The organism is Paenibacillus sp. cl130 (genome assembly GCF_900116035.1).
In the GTDB taxonomy this organism is placed as follows: domain Bacteria; phylum Bacillota; class Bacilli; order Paenibacillales; family Paenibacillaceae; genus Paenibacillus; species Paenibacillus polymyxa_B.
The window spans coordinates 504,447-518,044 of record NZ_FOYG01000003.1; the positions used below are offsets into that span (position 1 = coordinate 504,447).

The following is a 13,598-nucleotide window of genomic DNA, read 5'->3' on the forward strand; positions in this document are numbered from 1 at the left end:
TCGAGATTAGGATGATTATCTATGAATGTATGTCTCTAAGTTCTTTTCGTAAATATTGCCCCGTGTAGCTCAGCTTAAAGTCGGCCACTTGTTCTGGGGTCCCGGTACATACGACGTTCCCTCCATTGCTACCACCTTCGGGTCCCAGATCTATAATATAGTCTGCATTCTTGATTACATCCAGATTATGCTCGATAACAACAATGGTATTCCCCTCCTCGGTCAGCACATGAAGTATATTGATCAATTGCTGCACATCCGCAACGTGAAGTCCTGTAGTGGGTTCATCCATAACATATAGCGTTGAACCCGTAGCGGGCTTCAGCAGTTCTGATGCAAGTTTCACTCGTTGCGCTTCTCCGCCTGATAGCGTTGTAGAAGACTGACCCAGCTTCACATAACCCAACCCCACTTTACAGAGCGCCTCGATTTTCTTCCGTATTTTTGGAACATACTCAAAAAATACAACAGCTTCGTCCGCAGTCATCTCCAAGATATCTGCAATGCTTTTCCCTTTATAGTGAACTTCCAGAGTTTCGCGATTGTATCGCTTCCCTTTACAGACGTCACAAGGCACATACACATCGGGCAGGAAATGCATTTCGATTCTCATCAATCCATCACCCGTACAGGCTTCACAGCGTCCGCCCTTAATATTAAACGAAAAGCGACCCGGGCCATAAGCACGCACCTTGGCTTCGTTTGTCATGGCAAATAGGGAGCGAATATTATCAAAAAGACCGGTGTATGTGGCCGGGTTGGAACGAGGAGTCCGTCCGATCGGGCTTTGATCCATATTAATAATCTTATCCAAATGCTCTATGCCATCAATTTGTAAATGTTTTCCTGAGCGAGTATGAGCTCGATTTAGCGTCGCCGCCAGCTTTTTATAAAGTATCTCGTTAACAAGGCTGGACTTACCTGACCCGGAAACGCCCGTAACACACGTGATCGTTCCTAATGGGATGGATACATTGATGTCTTTCAGATTGTTTTCCGCTGCTCCCACAATAGTCAGATGATGTCCATTGCCTGGTCGACGGTTCTCAGGCACGGGAATCCATCTTTGATGCGACAAATATTGGCCTGTTATCGAACGTTTTTCAGCGGTAATTTGGTCAAGTTCTCCCTGAGCAACCACTTCTCCTCCATGTTTACCCGCACCCGGACCAATGTCCACAATCCAGTCTGCTTGGCGGATCGTCTCTTCGTCATGCTCCACCACAATGACGGTGTTGCCCAAATCACGCATTTCCTTCAAAGCGGAAATAAGCCGTTTATTGTCTCGCTGGTGCAAACCGATCGAGGGCTCGTCGAGAATGTACAGCACTCCTGTTAAGCGCGATCCTATCTGGGTGGCCAAACGAATGCGCTGACTCTCCCCGCCTGAAAGTGTTCCGGCAGTTCGGTATAACGTCAAATATTCCAGCCCGACATTTTTCAAAAATACAAGTCGGTCAACAATCTCCGTCGTAATCGGGGCGGCAATCATAGCCTTAACCGGGGACAGATGCATATTTTCGATAAAATGAATGGCCTCGGTAACAGACAGCTTGCAGAAATCTGAGATGTTCATATCACAGACGGTTACAGCAAGAAGCATCGGTGCCAGCCGATCACCGTGACAGTCGTGGCAAGGCAAGGCGGACATATAGCTTTCAAGTTCTTTCCGCATTGTATCGGACTGGGTTTCCCGGTAGCGTCGATCCAGATTGTTGACAATCCCTTCGAATGCCTGGTGCAGCAGCCTCTCCCGATGATTGCTTTCCCATCTAAGTTCAAGTTTTTCACCCTGTGTTCCATACAGGAGCATGTCCAATGCTTGCTGTGAAATCTGATCAAGAGGAGTATCCAGATCAAATCCAGCCTTTTTTCCAATCGCTTCAAAATACATTTTGCAATAGGAGTTGGTTTCGACATTTCCCCATCCGGTAGCTTTAATTGCGCCCGAGTTCAACGATTGACTGCGATCAGGTGCGACTTTGATCGGGTCAACCTCAAGATGAAACCCAAGTCCCGAGCAAGTCGGACAGGCGCCGTACTGATTATTAAAAGAGAACATGCGAGGAGACAGCTCCTGCATGGAAAATCCGCAACGGGCACAAGCAAAACTTTGGGAGAACAGCATGTCCTCACCGCTATCCATCCGGTGAACCAATACAGTATCGCCGGACAAAGTAATGGCTGTTTCAATAGAGTCTGTCAGTCTCTGAGTTTCCCCCTCTTTGACTACCAGACGGTCCACTACAATAGCGATAGTATGTTTCCTGTTTTTATCAAGTTGGATCTCTTCCGATAGGTTCTTAACGATACCGTCTACTCGCACACGTGCATAGCCATTGGTTCTCGCTTGTTCAAAAATGTGCTGGTGCTCCCCTTTTTTATCTTGTACTAAAGGTGCGAGCACCATATATTTCGTTCCTTGAGGAAGCCTATATATTTGATCTACAATTTGATCGACAGACTGGCGCGTAACTTCACTTTTACAGGATGGACAATGCGGCGTTCCAACCCTTGCCCACAATAACCTCAAAAAATCGTAAATCTCAGTTACAGTGCCCACTGTGGAACGTGGATTGTTAGATGTCGTTTTTTGTTCAATGGCAATTGCGGGTGAAAGTCCTTCGATCGAGTCGACATCTGGTTTATTGATCTGCCCGAGAAATTGTCTTGCATAGGAAGATAGTGATTCAACATAACGCATTTGTCCCTCAGCATATAGCGTATCGAATGCCAGGCTGGATTTTCCCGAGCCGCTCACCCCGGTGATCACAACGATTTGGTCACGAGGAATTTGAATATCAATATTTTTCAGATTATTTTCCCGTGCTCCATGAACGTTAATAAAATTTTGCATGTACTGCTCCTCCTACCCAAGCTGACGCTTTTCAATATCCTCTTTCAAATACCTGCCTGCATCGTCTGCTGAAAGATTCAAAACATACATTAGTTCACTTACCAGCATCTCTCGAGCCATACTCAGAATGGACCTATCATGAGAATTCATTTTCAAATTGTAGGCTTTGGAACAAATTATATCCCTGATGATGCCAAAATGATCATGAAGAAGCCCTGACTCGATCTTGGCCTGCAAAAAGCAGCGACGTTCAGAAGGGTTCAAAGGAAGTTGAGCATATTCTCCAAAAAATTGAGCTCTGGAACTCAAAAAGTAATCCACATTGGACAAAGGTCGGATACATTTTTGCAGTGCTCTATGTTGCGGAATAAACATGCGAAGTCCTTGTTTAGGAAAATACAAGTTATAGGAACTTTGTAGGTTTTCCAAGTCATCTTCTTTCTCTACAGATTCGAGAATACATACACCATACATTGGATAAAAAAGAAGTTTTTTAGACTGTTCCATGAAAACCTCCACTGTTCTTCAGTCTACCTTTGCTCCATAAGAGCGTATAAACAGAATCGCCTGCTCTCTATCCATTCGCGCGCCTTTAATATTCAAAGTTTTCAAATCAATTCCTTCAAGATTGGCACCACGTAGATCGGCTCCCTGCAAGTTCGCTCTGCTCAAAGTTACTCTCGTTAGGTCAGAGTCTCTCAGGTCAGCTTTCGTCAAATCGGTATCAGAAAAATCTGCTTCATAAAAACGAATTCCTCTCAAATCCTGTTTCCCCAGCTTGGTATGCTTTAGATTAGTGTAGGACCAGTCTCCTTGACTCAAAGTGACACCGTCCATTTGAGCACCTGCAAAGTCCGATCCTGTCATTTTACAAGAGCTGAATTTGGAAACAAAAAGGTTGGCACCATTGAAAGAACAATTTTCAAAAGCTGATTCCGTATGCACAGATCCACATAGAGCAGCACCTTTAAAGTCACATTCAATAAAACGACAATGGCTTGTCTCGATCTCATCCAATGAAGTATTCATGAATGTACACTTTTTAAAAGTGCAGCGTACGAGTTCTCCATACCGCAAATCTTGTCCATCAAAATGAACAGCTTCATAATCCTGATCTTTGTATTGATACACTGTATATCCCCGCCATTTAATTGATTTTTAATTCTTATGAGTAGACAATCATGTTGAAAGTCTATAAGTAAATCTCAACTTTTTTTAATATATCATATACCTGTCAAGTACCTGTCTAAAATGGTTAGAAAGTCAAGTCCATTTTTTTTGAAACCAATATTCAGAGGTTCAGTCTTCATTTTCGCTTAATGCAAATAGACATTGAGTTCCTCTGTCTGCTGCATCGAAATGAAAACACTCCTGACATACTGATGTCAGGAGTGTTTTAGTAAGGTTTAACCGACAGGTCGTAACTAAGACACCTGTCGGTTATTAATAAGGATCGTTTAGTATAATTGATTGCTATGTGTCTTGCTGAACGGGTGATGCTTCTTTACGAAAAACTGTAAAATAGAAAATAGCAAAGCCTATAATCGATATGCCCAAAATCAAAAAAATAGTGCTGAACATAATTTTGCTTTGTGCTCCTTGATTAAGTACGGATCCAAGAATAGACGTTCCGATAGCCCCCGCCATAAAGCTTCCCATCATATAGATACCCATACCAACTCCGGTTTGGTTGCCGCTTAATGTTCGAGAAATGGTGTTTGCCATTGTAATCTGAGCAAATGTTAATCCAGTATTCGCTAGAATTAAGATAATCGCAATCACGGCAGGAACCGCGTCCATAAAAATACCCAATATGAGGTATGCCATCACTTGGAACAAGAATGCCAACGAGAATACAAAGCGATTGCCCTTTGCATCTGCAATTCTTCCACCCACCAACCCAAGCAATGCAGCAATCAAAGCACCGGGAAACATCACGAGTCCTGTGTTCACAGAAGATAAGTGATGTATTGAGCTTAACACCTGCGGGATCAAATACGGAACACATAAATTAAGTGTAAGAATCATACAAGCGATAATCAACCCTATCGTATACCTTGTATTTTTAAAAAGTGTCGGTTCAATAAAGGGTTCATCCGTTTTGTTAATGCGAATGATGAATAATATGAATATTAGGATAGTAGCCGTAAAATAACTCCAGCTGTGTCCAGTAATGGAGAGTAGCAGCAGCGTAATTGAAGCTGCAAGCAAAATACCTCCTATGAGATCAGCTTTTCCTTTTGAAAGTGTTTCATTTATTAAATACCTCCTGAAAAGAGGGATTGTAATAATGACTAGAAATGAAATTAAAAATAGGTAGCGCCAGCTTGCAAATCCAATAACAAATCCAGCAATAATTGGGCCTATTGCCGTCCCTAAGGCCATTCCTGCAGAGGTAATCCCCAAAGCTTTGCCACGATTTTCGATAGATATATAGCGAATCGGGATCAACATGGATGATGCCGGGACAACAGACGCCCCTATGGATTGGAAGATTCTGCTCACAATAACCATCCAATAATTAGAAGAAAAAAAGCCGACAATAGATCCTAGCGCAAAACAACATAATCCAAAGGTAATCAGGAGTGGCTAGAATTCTGTGGAGCTGATCTCCAGTGAGTAATCGGTCTCCCTCTCCATTTTCCAGAACATAAGGGGCTGCGCTTCTCGGATTATGTCTTCCTTCAGGCAAGTTATACACTCCCCATTTAACAACATCTTGAAGGAATACAATGTCTGCTCTATTGGAAGCTTCAGTCATGTGATACAAGTAGCTCATGTTTCCAAGCCAGTCATAACGGATCCCATTCAGTATACGATTGATGATATAACCAGAAATTATAAAAATCCGTTGTCGGTTGATCAAATTTGCAAGCAATTTTTAATTAGCTCACGTCAATTTCAACGCAAATTTAAAAAAGCTAGCGGAATGACCTATACAAAAATGCTGCAGGATATTCGTATTCACGAGAGTTGTAGCTTACTATTAGATACCAGTTGGAGCGTTCAAACGATCGCACTTGAAGTCGGTATTCATGATATGAAGTATTTCTATCGAATTTTCAAGGAACGATGTGGATTGACCCCACATGAATTTCGTTTTAATGCCTGTTCGAATATACAGTAATGCGAGATCTTATCTTCATATAGCAGAAAACAATAATAGCCAAGTCCAGCAGCGTGTCTCATTTTGAAAACTTATACTGCGAAATATCTTGATTCTCCATGAATAAATCTTGACCTCGTGTTAACTCCAGATATTATAATTAATGCATTCATTAAGCGTTAAATGATCCCTTACGAAGGTGACGAGAGATGACAACAAATTTTAAAATGAAGGAACTTATGGATCAATTCCAAGTTAGTGAGGATACCTTACGGTATTATGAGAAAATGGGTCTTCTTCCTCCCGTGGCCCAAAAAAATAATGGACACAGGATATATAACAATTCACACAAAGAGGCACTTCTTATGATCAAGTGTTTAAAAAAAGCTGGAATGTCTCTGCAGGAGTTAAGACCTATGATCCAGCTTCAATTAGATGAGAGCAACATATCAAATATTGAATGGTACGATAGGCTTTACGATTACCAAAAAAAGATAGATCAGCAACTGAAAGAACTTCAGGAAATTAAGGATATGATTGAATTGAAATTGCAAACCGGGCAAAAATTTGGCCATAACTTTTTGCCACTTGAGACCCAAACTTAATCTGTTTTCGATTCCTGATCGCTCTGCTTGACCTAGTGTTTACACCAGGTTGTAAGATGTGCATTAGAGTCCTTCCTAGGATTCCACATCATACAAAAGAGGAGCTTAAAAACATGAACAATACAATAGCAATAGGAAAAACAGGATTAAAAGCATTTAAACTTGGTTTTGGAGCAGGTGTGGTAGGTAATTCAATGATGTATCCAAAAGTCGATGATACTCTAAGCCGACAATTAATTAGGACTGCCCTTGAAAAAGGGATCAATTTCATTGATACCGCATTTCTGTATGGAATGGGCCACTCTGAGGAGTTAATCGGTGAAGCCATCCGGGATTATGGTGGCCGTGAACATCTTGTAATCTCTACTAAATCTTCTTCTAACCCCAATTTAATCAAGGCCATCTGGAAGTCGACAACAGTCCAGCTGCATTAAATAAGGCTGTGGATGACAGCCTGATGAGATTACAGACAGACTATGTTGACATTTTCTTTCTTCATTTTCCCGATAGCCGGACCCCGCTAGCTGAAGCTGCTGACACACTTGCAGAGCTGAAGAAGTCAGGGAAAATCAAAGCCATTGGCGCTTCAAATTTAAGCTTTGAGCAGCTTCAGGCTTTTAATGTTGATAAGCACTTGGATGTTCTTCAAGCTGAATACTCACTACTGGTTCGTCATGCAGAAGCCGACGTTATTCCTTATTGTCTAGAGCACGAAATTTCACTGATTCCTTTTTTTCCCGCTCGCATCAGGTCTGTTGGCCGGTAAATATAAGAAGGATGATGTTTTTAATGACACTTCACGAATGAATAATCCTTTATTTCAAAAAGAAGCATTTCTCGCAAATTTGGAACGCGTGGATCGCTTCAAAGCATTCGCGAAAGACAAGGGTGCAGATCCTGCACAGATTGCGCTAGCTTGGCTATTAACGCGTCCAGCCGTTGATCTAATTATTCCAGGTGCAACCAAGTCTGATCAAATCGAGTCCAATCTTCAAACTCTGGGTGTTCGACTAACAAGTGGCGAGCTTAAGCAACTCGATATTCTTTTCAATCAAAATAACTTGTTTACAGAGTAACAGATTGTCATTGTTCTACATACACTTCCTAATACACAAAAAGGGTTCTAAAGTGAAAACTTTAGAACCCTTTCTACAGAAGTATTTATTTTGTAATCGTAATTTGTTTGGATGCAGTATTATAGTTCACCTGATACCCCGAAAGCTCGCTAATTACTCGTAATGGAACCAGTGTGTAGCCGTTAACAATAACCGGAGCTGTGATGTTCGTCGAATAACTTCGGGAGTTGTTTAACTCATACACGGCAAGGGTCGAATTCTTGACTTGAAGCACTACTTGTTTGCCGTCTGTAGGTCGAGTCAGAATGATCTTTTTGGTCGCCTTTTCATAATTTACCTCGTAACCTATCCGTTCACTGATAAAGCGCAGCGGGACCATCGTCGCCCCATTTATGATTCGCGGAGCCTGAGCCATCGTCGTAGCACGACCATCGACATAAGCTGATTTAGCTCCTGGTGTCAGGGTGAACGAAGTTGAATATGAGGAAACCGCATTGTTAGGGTATGAGGACGTTGTACCAGAAGTTGTTGTTGTAGAACTCGTCCCGGATGATGAACTACTGGTACCAATCGCTCTATTGCGAATAGCTTCTAACCGATCCAGCAAATCGCTTTTACGGGTTCCGCTCGGCAGATCACTGATTGCATCTCTGGCAGAACGCCAGTCCGAGGCATTCAGACTGTTTTCTGCAATTCGCATCAAATCTCTCGCTTTCTCATAATTCGATGAACTAGATGACGAAGAAGAATAGTAACCATCCGAATTCGTGCGTTCTGATATCTTTACACCGCTAGATTCTCTTCCATTACTATTGACAGTTACGACCTTAATCTCATACCAGCGTCCTTCTCGCAAATCCGTGATTTTATAGGACTCAGAGCTTGTAGTTCCCTCATAATCTCCATCAACATATATCTTCACCTTGTCGGCTTTACTCGGCATATCGTAGGTGATTTTGATCCAGGTGTCACTTTTGCTATCTACTTCAAGATTGGACACTTCTGACGAATTGGAGGACGTACTGTCCGTTGTGGCAGTCAGTCTCACACCAGAGGACAATGCACCTGTGCTTCGCTTGGACCTAATCGTGAACGAATAGGCCTGCCCTGAAGAAAGATTGTTGAATGTATAGGATGTTCCTGATGAATCGGTTACCAGTTGCCCGTCCTTATACAGACTGACTGTACTAATTCCGCTGGGTCTCGTCCAGGAAACAGTGACGCTATAGTTATTAACTGATGTCACTGAAGCTCCTGTCACTTCGGGCACGGTATCAACGCTGAGCGCTGAGGTCGTAACCGGAATACTGATTCCTCCAGAGATGTTGCCGGATTTGTCAATAGTCTTGACCAGAACTGTATAATTTGTGGAGGCAATCAATCCACTGAACGTATAGGACGTCCCTGTAGTTCGCTGCACTTCCTTACCATTTAAATAGATGATCGCTTGGCTCAGGTCAGCATCCTTAGGCAATATGTAATTTACGGTAAAAGCGTTATATCCGACATTTGTCGCTGTCAGCCCGCTTACCTCTCCTGGAGGTGTCTTATCTACAGGGACATCAATGGAAGCCGTTTTGGCCTGTACTGTCGTACCTTGTGATTCATCTCCGCTCTTATTCACCGTCTTCACTCGAAAGGTATAAGTCGTATTCGGCTGTAAACCGCTCAACATATAAGAGTTACTTCTAATATTATCTACATACACATCGTTAGTGACACCAACCACTTTTACATGGTCGAAATTAAGGTCCGACGGATTGGTCCAGGACAAATTTACTTTTGTTGTTTCTGTAGGAACCGCTGTCAGATTGCTTACCTCTGCCGGCGCGATATTCGCAGTAACCATTTGGCTCGACATTACTTTTAGCATTTGGTTGAGATAGGTGTTCTGACCATAACCTTTTGTTAACGTAGTCACTTTCGTGCCTGAAGTAACCGGCACATGACGACCTTGAGCGGTTGCTAATTTGGTATGTAACTGTGCTGTATTCAGTCCTGTCAGATTTGAGTTATGCCTCTCAGTCGGCAACGCGCTAGCCACTGCATCGGGGGCCAAAATGCCATATCCCGTATTCAAAATCAGTGTAGCCGTTGCGAACGGAGCCATCCATTGACGCAAACGTTTTTTATTCATGATCTATGCTCTCCTTGATACCAGTATGGAAATTTTATTTGTCAAAACTAATAAGTTAAGCTTACAAACCCTTCTGCTGCCATCCAGCTTTTAAAATTCACACTATAATGTACACACGTTCATTTAACTGTTATCGGAATTTGCATACAAAATGTTTAGGCTTCACACTAGCATTTTTACTGATAGGGTCGCGCAAACAACTTGTGCTAAGCCTTCGAACTTGATCAGCTTAGTGTTTTTTCTTACTTCAAGCCATCTTTTTAAGCCCTATTGTTTGTTTCAACAATTTAAACGAAATTACGATTATCGTTTCCGGGCACGCTAAGCTGTGGTACGTTGGAATCAGCGAAATGAAGCATTGATGTGAGATACTTCAGTCATGTGAAAGCTCTGACATAACCTTGGGGTTCAGCTGTAAATATTCGATATATCGTAACTTTCTACCGTTTAATAACATTGCATTATAGGATATATTAAATTTTAAGCAATAGGAGAAGGAGGTGTATTATGTTCAAAAATGCCTTTAAGATGTTTGGTGTCATTGGTAATATTGAAGCGATTTCATATCTACTGCTTGTGTGTATCGCTATGCCGCTTAAATACGCAGCTGGAATGCCGCAAATGGTAAGCTGGGTGGGTATGATCCATGGGGTACTGTTCGTGGCTTATGTCATAGCTACTGTGGTCATGCTGATTCTGCGGAAAATAACGCTACTGCAAAGTCTTGCAGCCTTGATTGCATCGCTGTTGCCGTTTGGCCCCTTCATTTTTGATCGTAAGGTGCTTAAGAAAGCCGAAGCACGTGCCAGTCATACCAGCCCGATAAAAGCTACATAAGCATGTACAAGGGAAAGTGCCAACACAATAACGCGGCTTTCTCTTCCCACTCATGCAGCAGTATACAAAAACAACCGATGGCTCTAAACCACTCGGTTGTTTTTGTATACGCGAATTGTAAATTGTTACTTTCCCACAGCAGTAAGGGAGACCCTAACTTTGTCATTCTTTTCGTCCCTTTCTGCTATATTTATGTAATCACAACAACTAATCTCTCGGGTAATTTACACTCATAATATCCATAAAAGGAACTTTTTCTGTTTCTCCATTACTCTCCACATGAACCTTTCCCGTTCTCGGGTCCATTTTAACGATCTGTCCGCGGGTTGTTTCTTGGCGTCCCCATACGGTCAATACGATTTCGGATTGCTCACGTTGTGCTTCTACAAGCTGATTCCCGATTTCCTCCAGTACAAATTCATCCCGAGTAGGCCGTTTGGCTACCTTCGCTTTTGCCATTTGCTATCACCCTTCCTTTCGTGCAAAATCAAAATCAAATTCATTCCATTTTACCATACTTTTCATCATTTGGTGCTGGTAATGTGAGTAAAATTACGTCTCAGAACCACTAAAAAGCCAAGTTCTCAAAAACGAGAACATCGGCTTTTTAAAGTTGCTTGTTGGAGCTCATTAGGAGCGATTGAAAATCGAAGAGACAGGATTATTTGACCAACTGTGGAATGTAATCCACGATATTATAAATAGGAGCACTGCTCTGTTGCGTAACAGCCAAAATTAATGCACCTTCGAGCATCGAAATGATAAGTACCGCCAGACTGTGTGCCTTTTCTTCTGTCCAGCCCGATTTCTGAAGACGTTCCATATAAATGCGCTGCCAATCTGCAAATGTATTCACACAAGCATGACGTAGCGATTCGCTAATACAGGAAGTTTCCGCAGCAGCCCAGAAGCCAATCGGCATGAAGTCGTTAAAGCCGGTACGGTCTGCCTCCTCAGCTGTATTACGAATAAAATTCTGAATGGCTAGTACAGGATTATCGTTTTCGTCCAGTGTCTGTTTTAATTTTTGCTTAATAAATTCATTCCCTCTTCTTATGCACTCCAAAGCTAATTCTTCTTTACCACGCGGAAAATAATAATAAAGTGAGCCCTTCGGTGATCCACTCTCCGCAAGAATCTGATTCAGTCCAGTTGCGTGATACCCCTGATGAAAAAAGAGCTTCGATGCGGTTTGTACGATATTCTCGTATGATTCAGGTTTAGCAGCCATATACAGCATCCTTCATTATATATTATTTATAATTTACTTTGACAAAAAAATAACAACATGTTTATTATATATAGACCGATCGTTATAATTCAATACCCATTAATTTATTGGAGGAACAAAAACAACATGAGTACAAAGAGTCAAACGAGTTCACCCTCTGAACCCAAAACGTTCAAGGTGCTACCTATTATGATTGCCCTGCTCCTTAGTGGCTTTATTGGAATGTTCAGTGAAACGGCACTTAACATTGCACTGAATGATTTGATGCAGATTTTGCATATTACAACTGCAACAGCCCAATGGCTGACGACCGCTTATCTGCTGACACTCGGTATTTTAGTACCTGTATCGGGATTGCTGATTCAAACCTTTACGACAAGACAGCTGTTTGTTACATCGTTGCTGTTCTCAATAGCTGGTTGCCTCGTTGCTGCACTTTCACCTACTTTTTCAGTGCTATTGATCGCTCGTATTCTTCAGGCCATTGGTACAGCGCTGTTATTGCCGTTGATGTTTAACACCATCTTGATCATTTTCCCGGCTGAAAAGAGAGGCGCGGCTATGGGGATCATCGGATTGGTAATTATGTTTGCACCTGCGGTGGGACCTACCATTGCAGGACTGGTACTGCAAAATCTGTCTTGGCACTGGATTTTCTGGATTTCTCTTCCGTTTTTAGTTCTCTCGCTAATTTGCGGTATTTTATTTATGCAAAACGTTTCAAAAACGACCAAGCCCAAAATTGATCTTTTATCTATCCTCCTGTCTTCCATTGGCTTCGGTGGTGTCGTGTTTGGTTTCAGTAAATCTGGAGAAGGTGGCGAAGGTTGGGCTAGCCCGATGGTTCTGCTTCCAGTGATCGTCGGTCTGGTATCGTTGATACTGTTCTCTGTACGTCAATTGAAAATGAAGCAGCCAATGTTGAATTTGCGTGTGTTTAAATATCCAATGTTCGTTATCGGCGTTATTATGGTGTTCCTATGTATGATGACGATCCTTTCTACGATGCTGATTCTTCCACTCTTTTTGCAAAAAGGGCTGGCTCTGTCTGCTCTAGCAGCAGGTTTGGTACTTCTGCCTGGTGGGATTATCAACGGTCTCTTGTCTCCCATTATGGGCTCCCTATTCGATAAATTTGGTCCCAAATGGCTTGTTATTCCAGGCCTTGTGATTGTGGCCGCTGTTTTGTTTTTCCTGTCCGGCATTACAACAACTTCAACTCTCGTACTCATTATTGTGCTTCATAGTTGCTTGATGATCGGCATTTCCATGATTATGATGCCAGCTCAGACAAACGGCCTAAACCAGCTCCCTATGGATCTATACCCAGACGGAACGGCCATTATGAGCACGCTCCAACAAGTTGCTGGTGCTATCGGTACAGCCGTAGCGGTAAGCATTCTCTCGAAAGGCATGGACAGCTATTTGAGCCAATCCAGTATGCCTGAATCCGTAAATGAAATGGCTAATGCCATGGCAATCGGATCACAAAATTCATTTTTCTTTGCGATGATCATCAGTGTGATCGGGTTGATCCTTGCGTTTTTCATCCGTAGAGTTCATGTTGAACATGGCACTGCCAAAGCACCCATGCATTAATTCATAAATTTTTAGCCATTCCAAATTAAACATTTCTAAATACACTTAAAGGCTGCTAACCATCTCACTATTGGTTATGCAGCCTTTTTTCATATGAATTTACATACACATTCATCAATTACATATTTACAAAGCTCCTTCATTTGGTTA

General features: G+C 42.2%; 11 protein-coding genes and 1 pseudogene. 5 read left to right on the forward strand and 7 right to left on the reverse strand.

Annotated elements, in window-relative coordinates; genetic code table 11:
• Positions 1–19: 19 nt before the first annotated feature.
• From uvrA to BM358_RS11365, 4 genes are all read right to left on the reverse strand, one after another.
• On the reverse strand, positions 20–2,857 hold the full coding sequence (gene uvrA / locus BM358_RS11350; RefSeq protein ID WP_028541625.1) for an excinuclease ABC subunit UvrA: 2,838 nt from the start codon (positions 2,855–2,857) through the stop codon (positions 20–22).
• A gap of 12 nt (positions 2,858–2,869) precedes the next feature.
• A complete protein-coding gene (locus BM358_RS11355; protein WP_028541626.1) occupies positions 2,870–3,364 on the reverse strand; it encodes a hypothetical protein in 495 nt (164 codons plus the stop codon).
• Between the two features lie 18 nt (positions 3,365–3,382).
• On the reverse strand, positions 3,383–3,988 hold the full coding sequence (locus BM358_RS11360; protein ID WP_028541627.1) for a pentapeptide repeat-containing protein: 606 nt from the start codon (positions 3,986–3,988) through the stop codon (positions 3,383–3,385).
• 342 nt (positions 3,989–4,330) lie between these two features.
• Positions 4,331–5,440: an MFS transporter gene (locus tag BM358_RS11365; protein ID WP_331280954.1), complete on the reverse strand. Its 1,110-nt coding sequence runs from the start codon at positions 5,438–5,440 to the stop codon at positions 4,331–4,333.
• A 91-nt stretch (positions 5,441–5,531) separates the two neighbouring features.
• Between BM358_RS11365 and BM358_RS11375 the strand changes: the two genes are divergently transcribed.
• The 3 genes and pseudogenes from BM358_RS11375 (at position 5,532) to BM358_RS11385 (ending at position 7,644) form a co-directional block, all read left to right on the forward strand.
• Complete coding sequence (locus tag BM358_RS11375; RefSeq protein ID WP_081819218.1) at positions 5,532–5,984, forward strand: helix-turn-helix transcriptional regulator; 453 nt, start codon at positions 5,532–5,534, stop codon at positions 5,982–5,984.
• 188 nt (positions 5,985–6,172) lie between these two features.
• Positions 6,173–6,568, forward strand: coding sequence for a MerR family transcriptional regulator (locus BM358_RS11380; protein WP_049828422.1), 396 nt, complete (start codon positions 6,173–6,175; stop codon positions 6,566–6,568).
• Positions 6,569–6,681: 113 nt separating this feature from the next.
• A pseudogene (locus BM358_RS11385) lies at positions 6,682–7,644 on the forward strand (aldo/keto reductase).
• 85 nt (positions 7,645–7,729) lie between these two features.
• On the opposite strand, the gene BM358_RS11390 reads toward BM358_RS11385, so the two are convergent.
• The gene (locus tag BM358_RS11390; protein ID WP_028541631.1) at positions 7,730–9,781 is read right to left on the reverse strand and encodes a fibronectin type III domain-containing protein; all 2,052 of its coding nucleotides are present in this window, start codon (positions 9,779–9,781) and stop codon (positions 7,730–7,732) included.
• A 507-nt stretch (positions 9,782–10,288) separates the two neighbouring features.
• On the opposite strand from BM358_RS11390, the gene BM358_RS11395 reads away from it, so the two are divergent.
• The gene (locus tag BM358_RS11395; protein WP_023988844.1) at positions 10,289–10,618 is read left to right on the forward strand and encodes a DUF3817 domain-containing protein; all 330 of its coding nucleotides are present in this window, start codon (positions 10,289–10,291) and stop codon (positions 10,616–10,618) included.
• 207 nt (positions 10,619–10,825) lie between these two features.
• Here the strand turns inward: BM358_RS11395 and BM358_RS11400 are convergent, their stop codons facing one another.
• Both BM358_RS11400 and BM358_RS11405 read right to left on the reverse strand, forming a co-directional pair.
• Complete coding sequence (locus tag BM358_RS11400; protein WP_023988845.1) at positions 10,826–11,077, reverse strand: YolD-like family protein; 252 nt, start codon at positions 11,075–11,077, stop codon at positions 10,826–10,828.
• A gap of 202 nt (positions 11,078–11,279) precedes the next feature.
• Positions 11,280–11,849, reverse strand: coding sequence for a TetR/AcrR family transcriptional regulator (locus BM358_RS11405; RefSeq protein WP_023988846.1), 570 nt, complete (start codon positions 11,847–11,849; stop codon positions 11,280–11,282).
• 126 nt (positions 11,850–11,975) lie between these two features.
• Here BM358_RS11405 and BM358_RS11410 point away from each other — a divergent pair, with 126 nt between their 5' ends.
• A complete protein-coding gene (locus BM358_RS11410) occupies positions 11,976–13,448 on the forward strand; it encodes a DHA2 family efflux MFS transporter permease subunit (RefSeq protein ID WP_023988847.1) in 1,473 nt (490 codons plus the stop codon).
• Positions 13,449–13,598 lie beyond the last annotated feature (150 nt).

Bases quoted from the DNA above. Each gene is read 5' to 3' on its own strand.
- uvrA (WP_028541625.1), bottom strand. From the start codon at position 2,857: ATGCAAAATTTTATTAACGTTCATGGAGCACGGGAAAATAATCTGAAA.
- BM358_RS11355 (WP_028541626.1), bottom strand. From the start codon at position 3,364: ATGGAACAGTCTAAAAAACTTCTTTTTTATCCAATGTATGGTGTATGT.
- BM358_RS11375 (WP_081819218.1), top strand. From the start codon at position 5,532: ATGTCTTCCTTCAGGCAAGTTATACACTCCCCATTTAACAACATCTTG.
- BM358_RS11380 (WP_049828422.1), top strand. From the start codon at position 6,173: ATGACAACAAATTTTAAAATGAAGGAACTTATGGATCAATTCCAAGTT.
- BM358_RS11390 (WP_028541631.1), bottom strand. From the start codon at position 9,781: ATGAATAAAAAACGTTTGCGTCAATGGATGGCTCCGTTCGCAACGGCT.
- BM358_RS11395 (WP_023988844.1), top strand. From the start codon at position 10,289: ATGTTCAAAAATGCCTTTAAGATGTTTGGTGTCATTGGTAATATTGAA.
- BM358_RS11400 (WP_023988845.1), bottom strand. From the start codon at position 11,077: ATGGCAAAAGCGAAGGTAGCCAAACGGCCTACTCGGGATGAATTTGTA.
- BM358_RS11405 (WP_023988846.1), bottom strand. From the start codon at position 11,849: ATGGCTGCTAAACCTGAATCATACGAGAATATCGTACAAACCGCATCG.
- BM358_RS11410 (WP_023988847.1), top strand. From the start codon at position 11,976: ATGAGTACAAAGAGTCAAACGAGTTCACCCTCTGAACCCAAAACGTTC.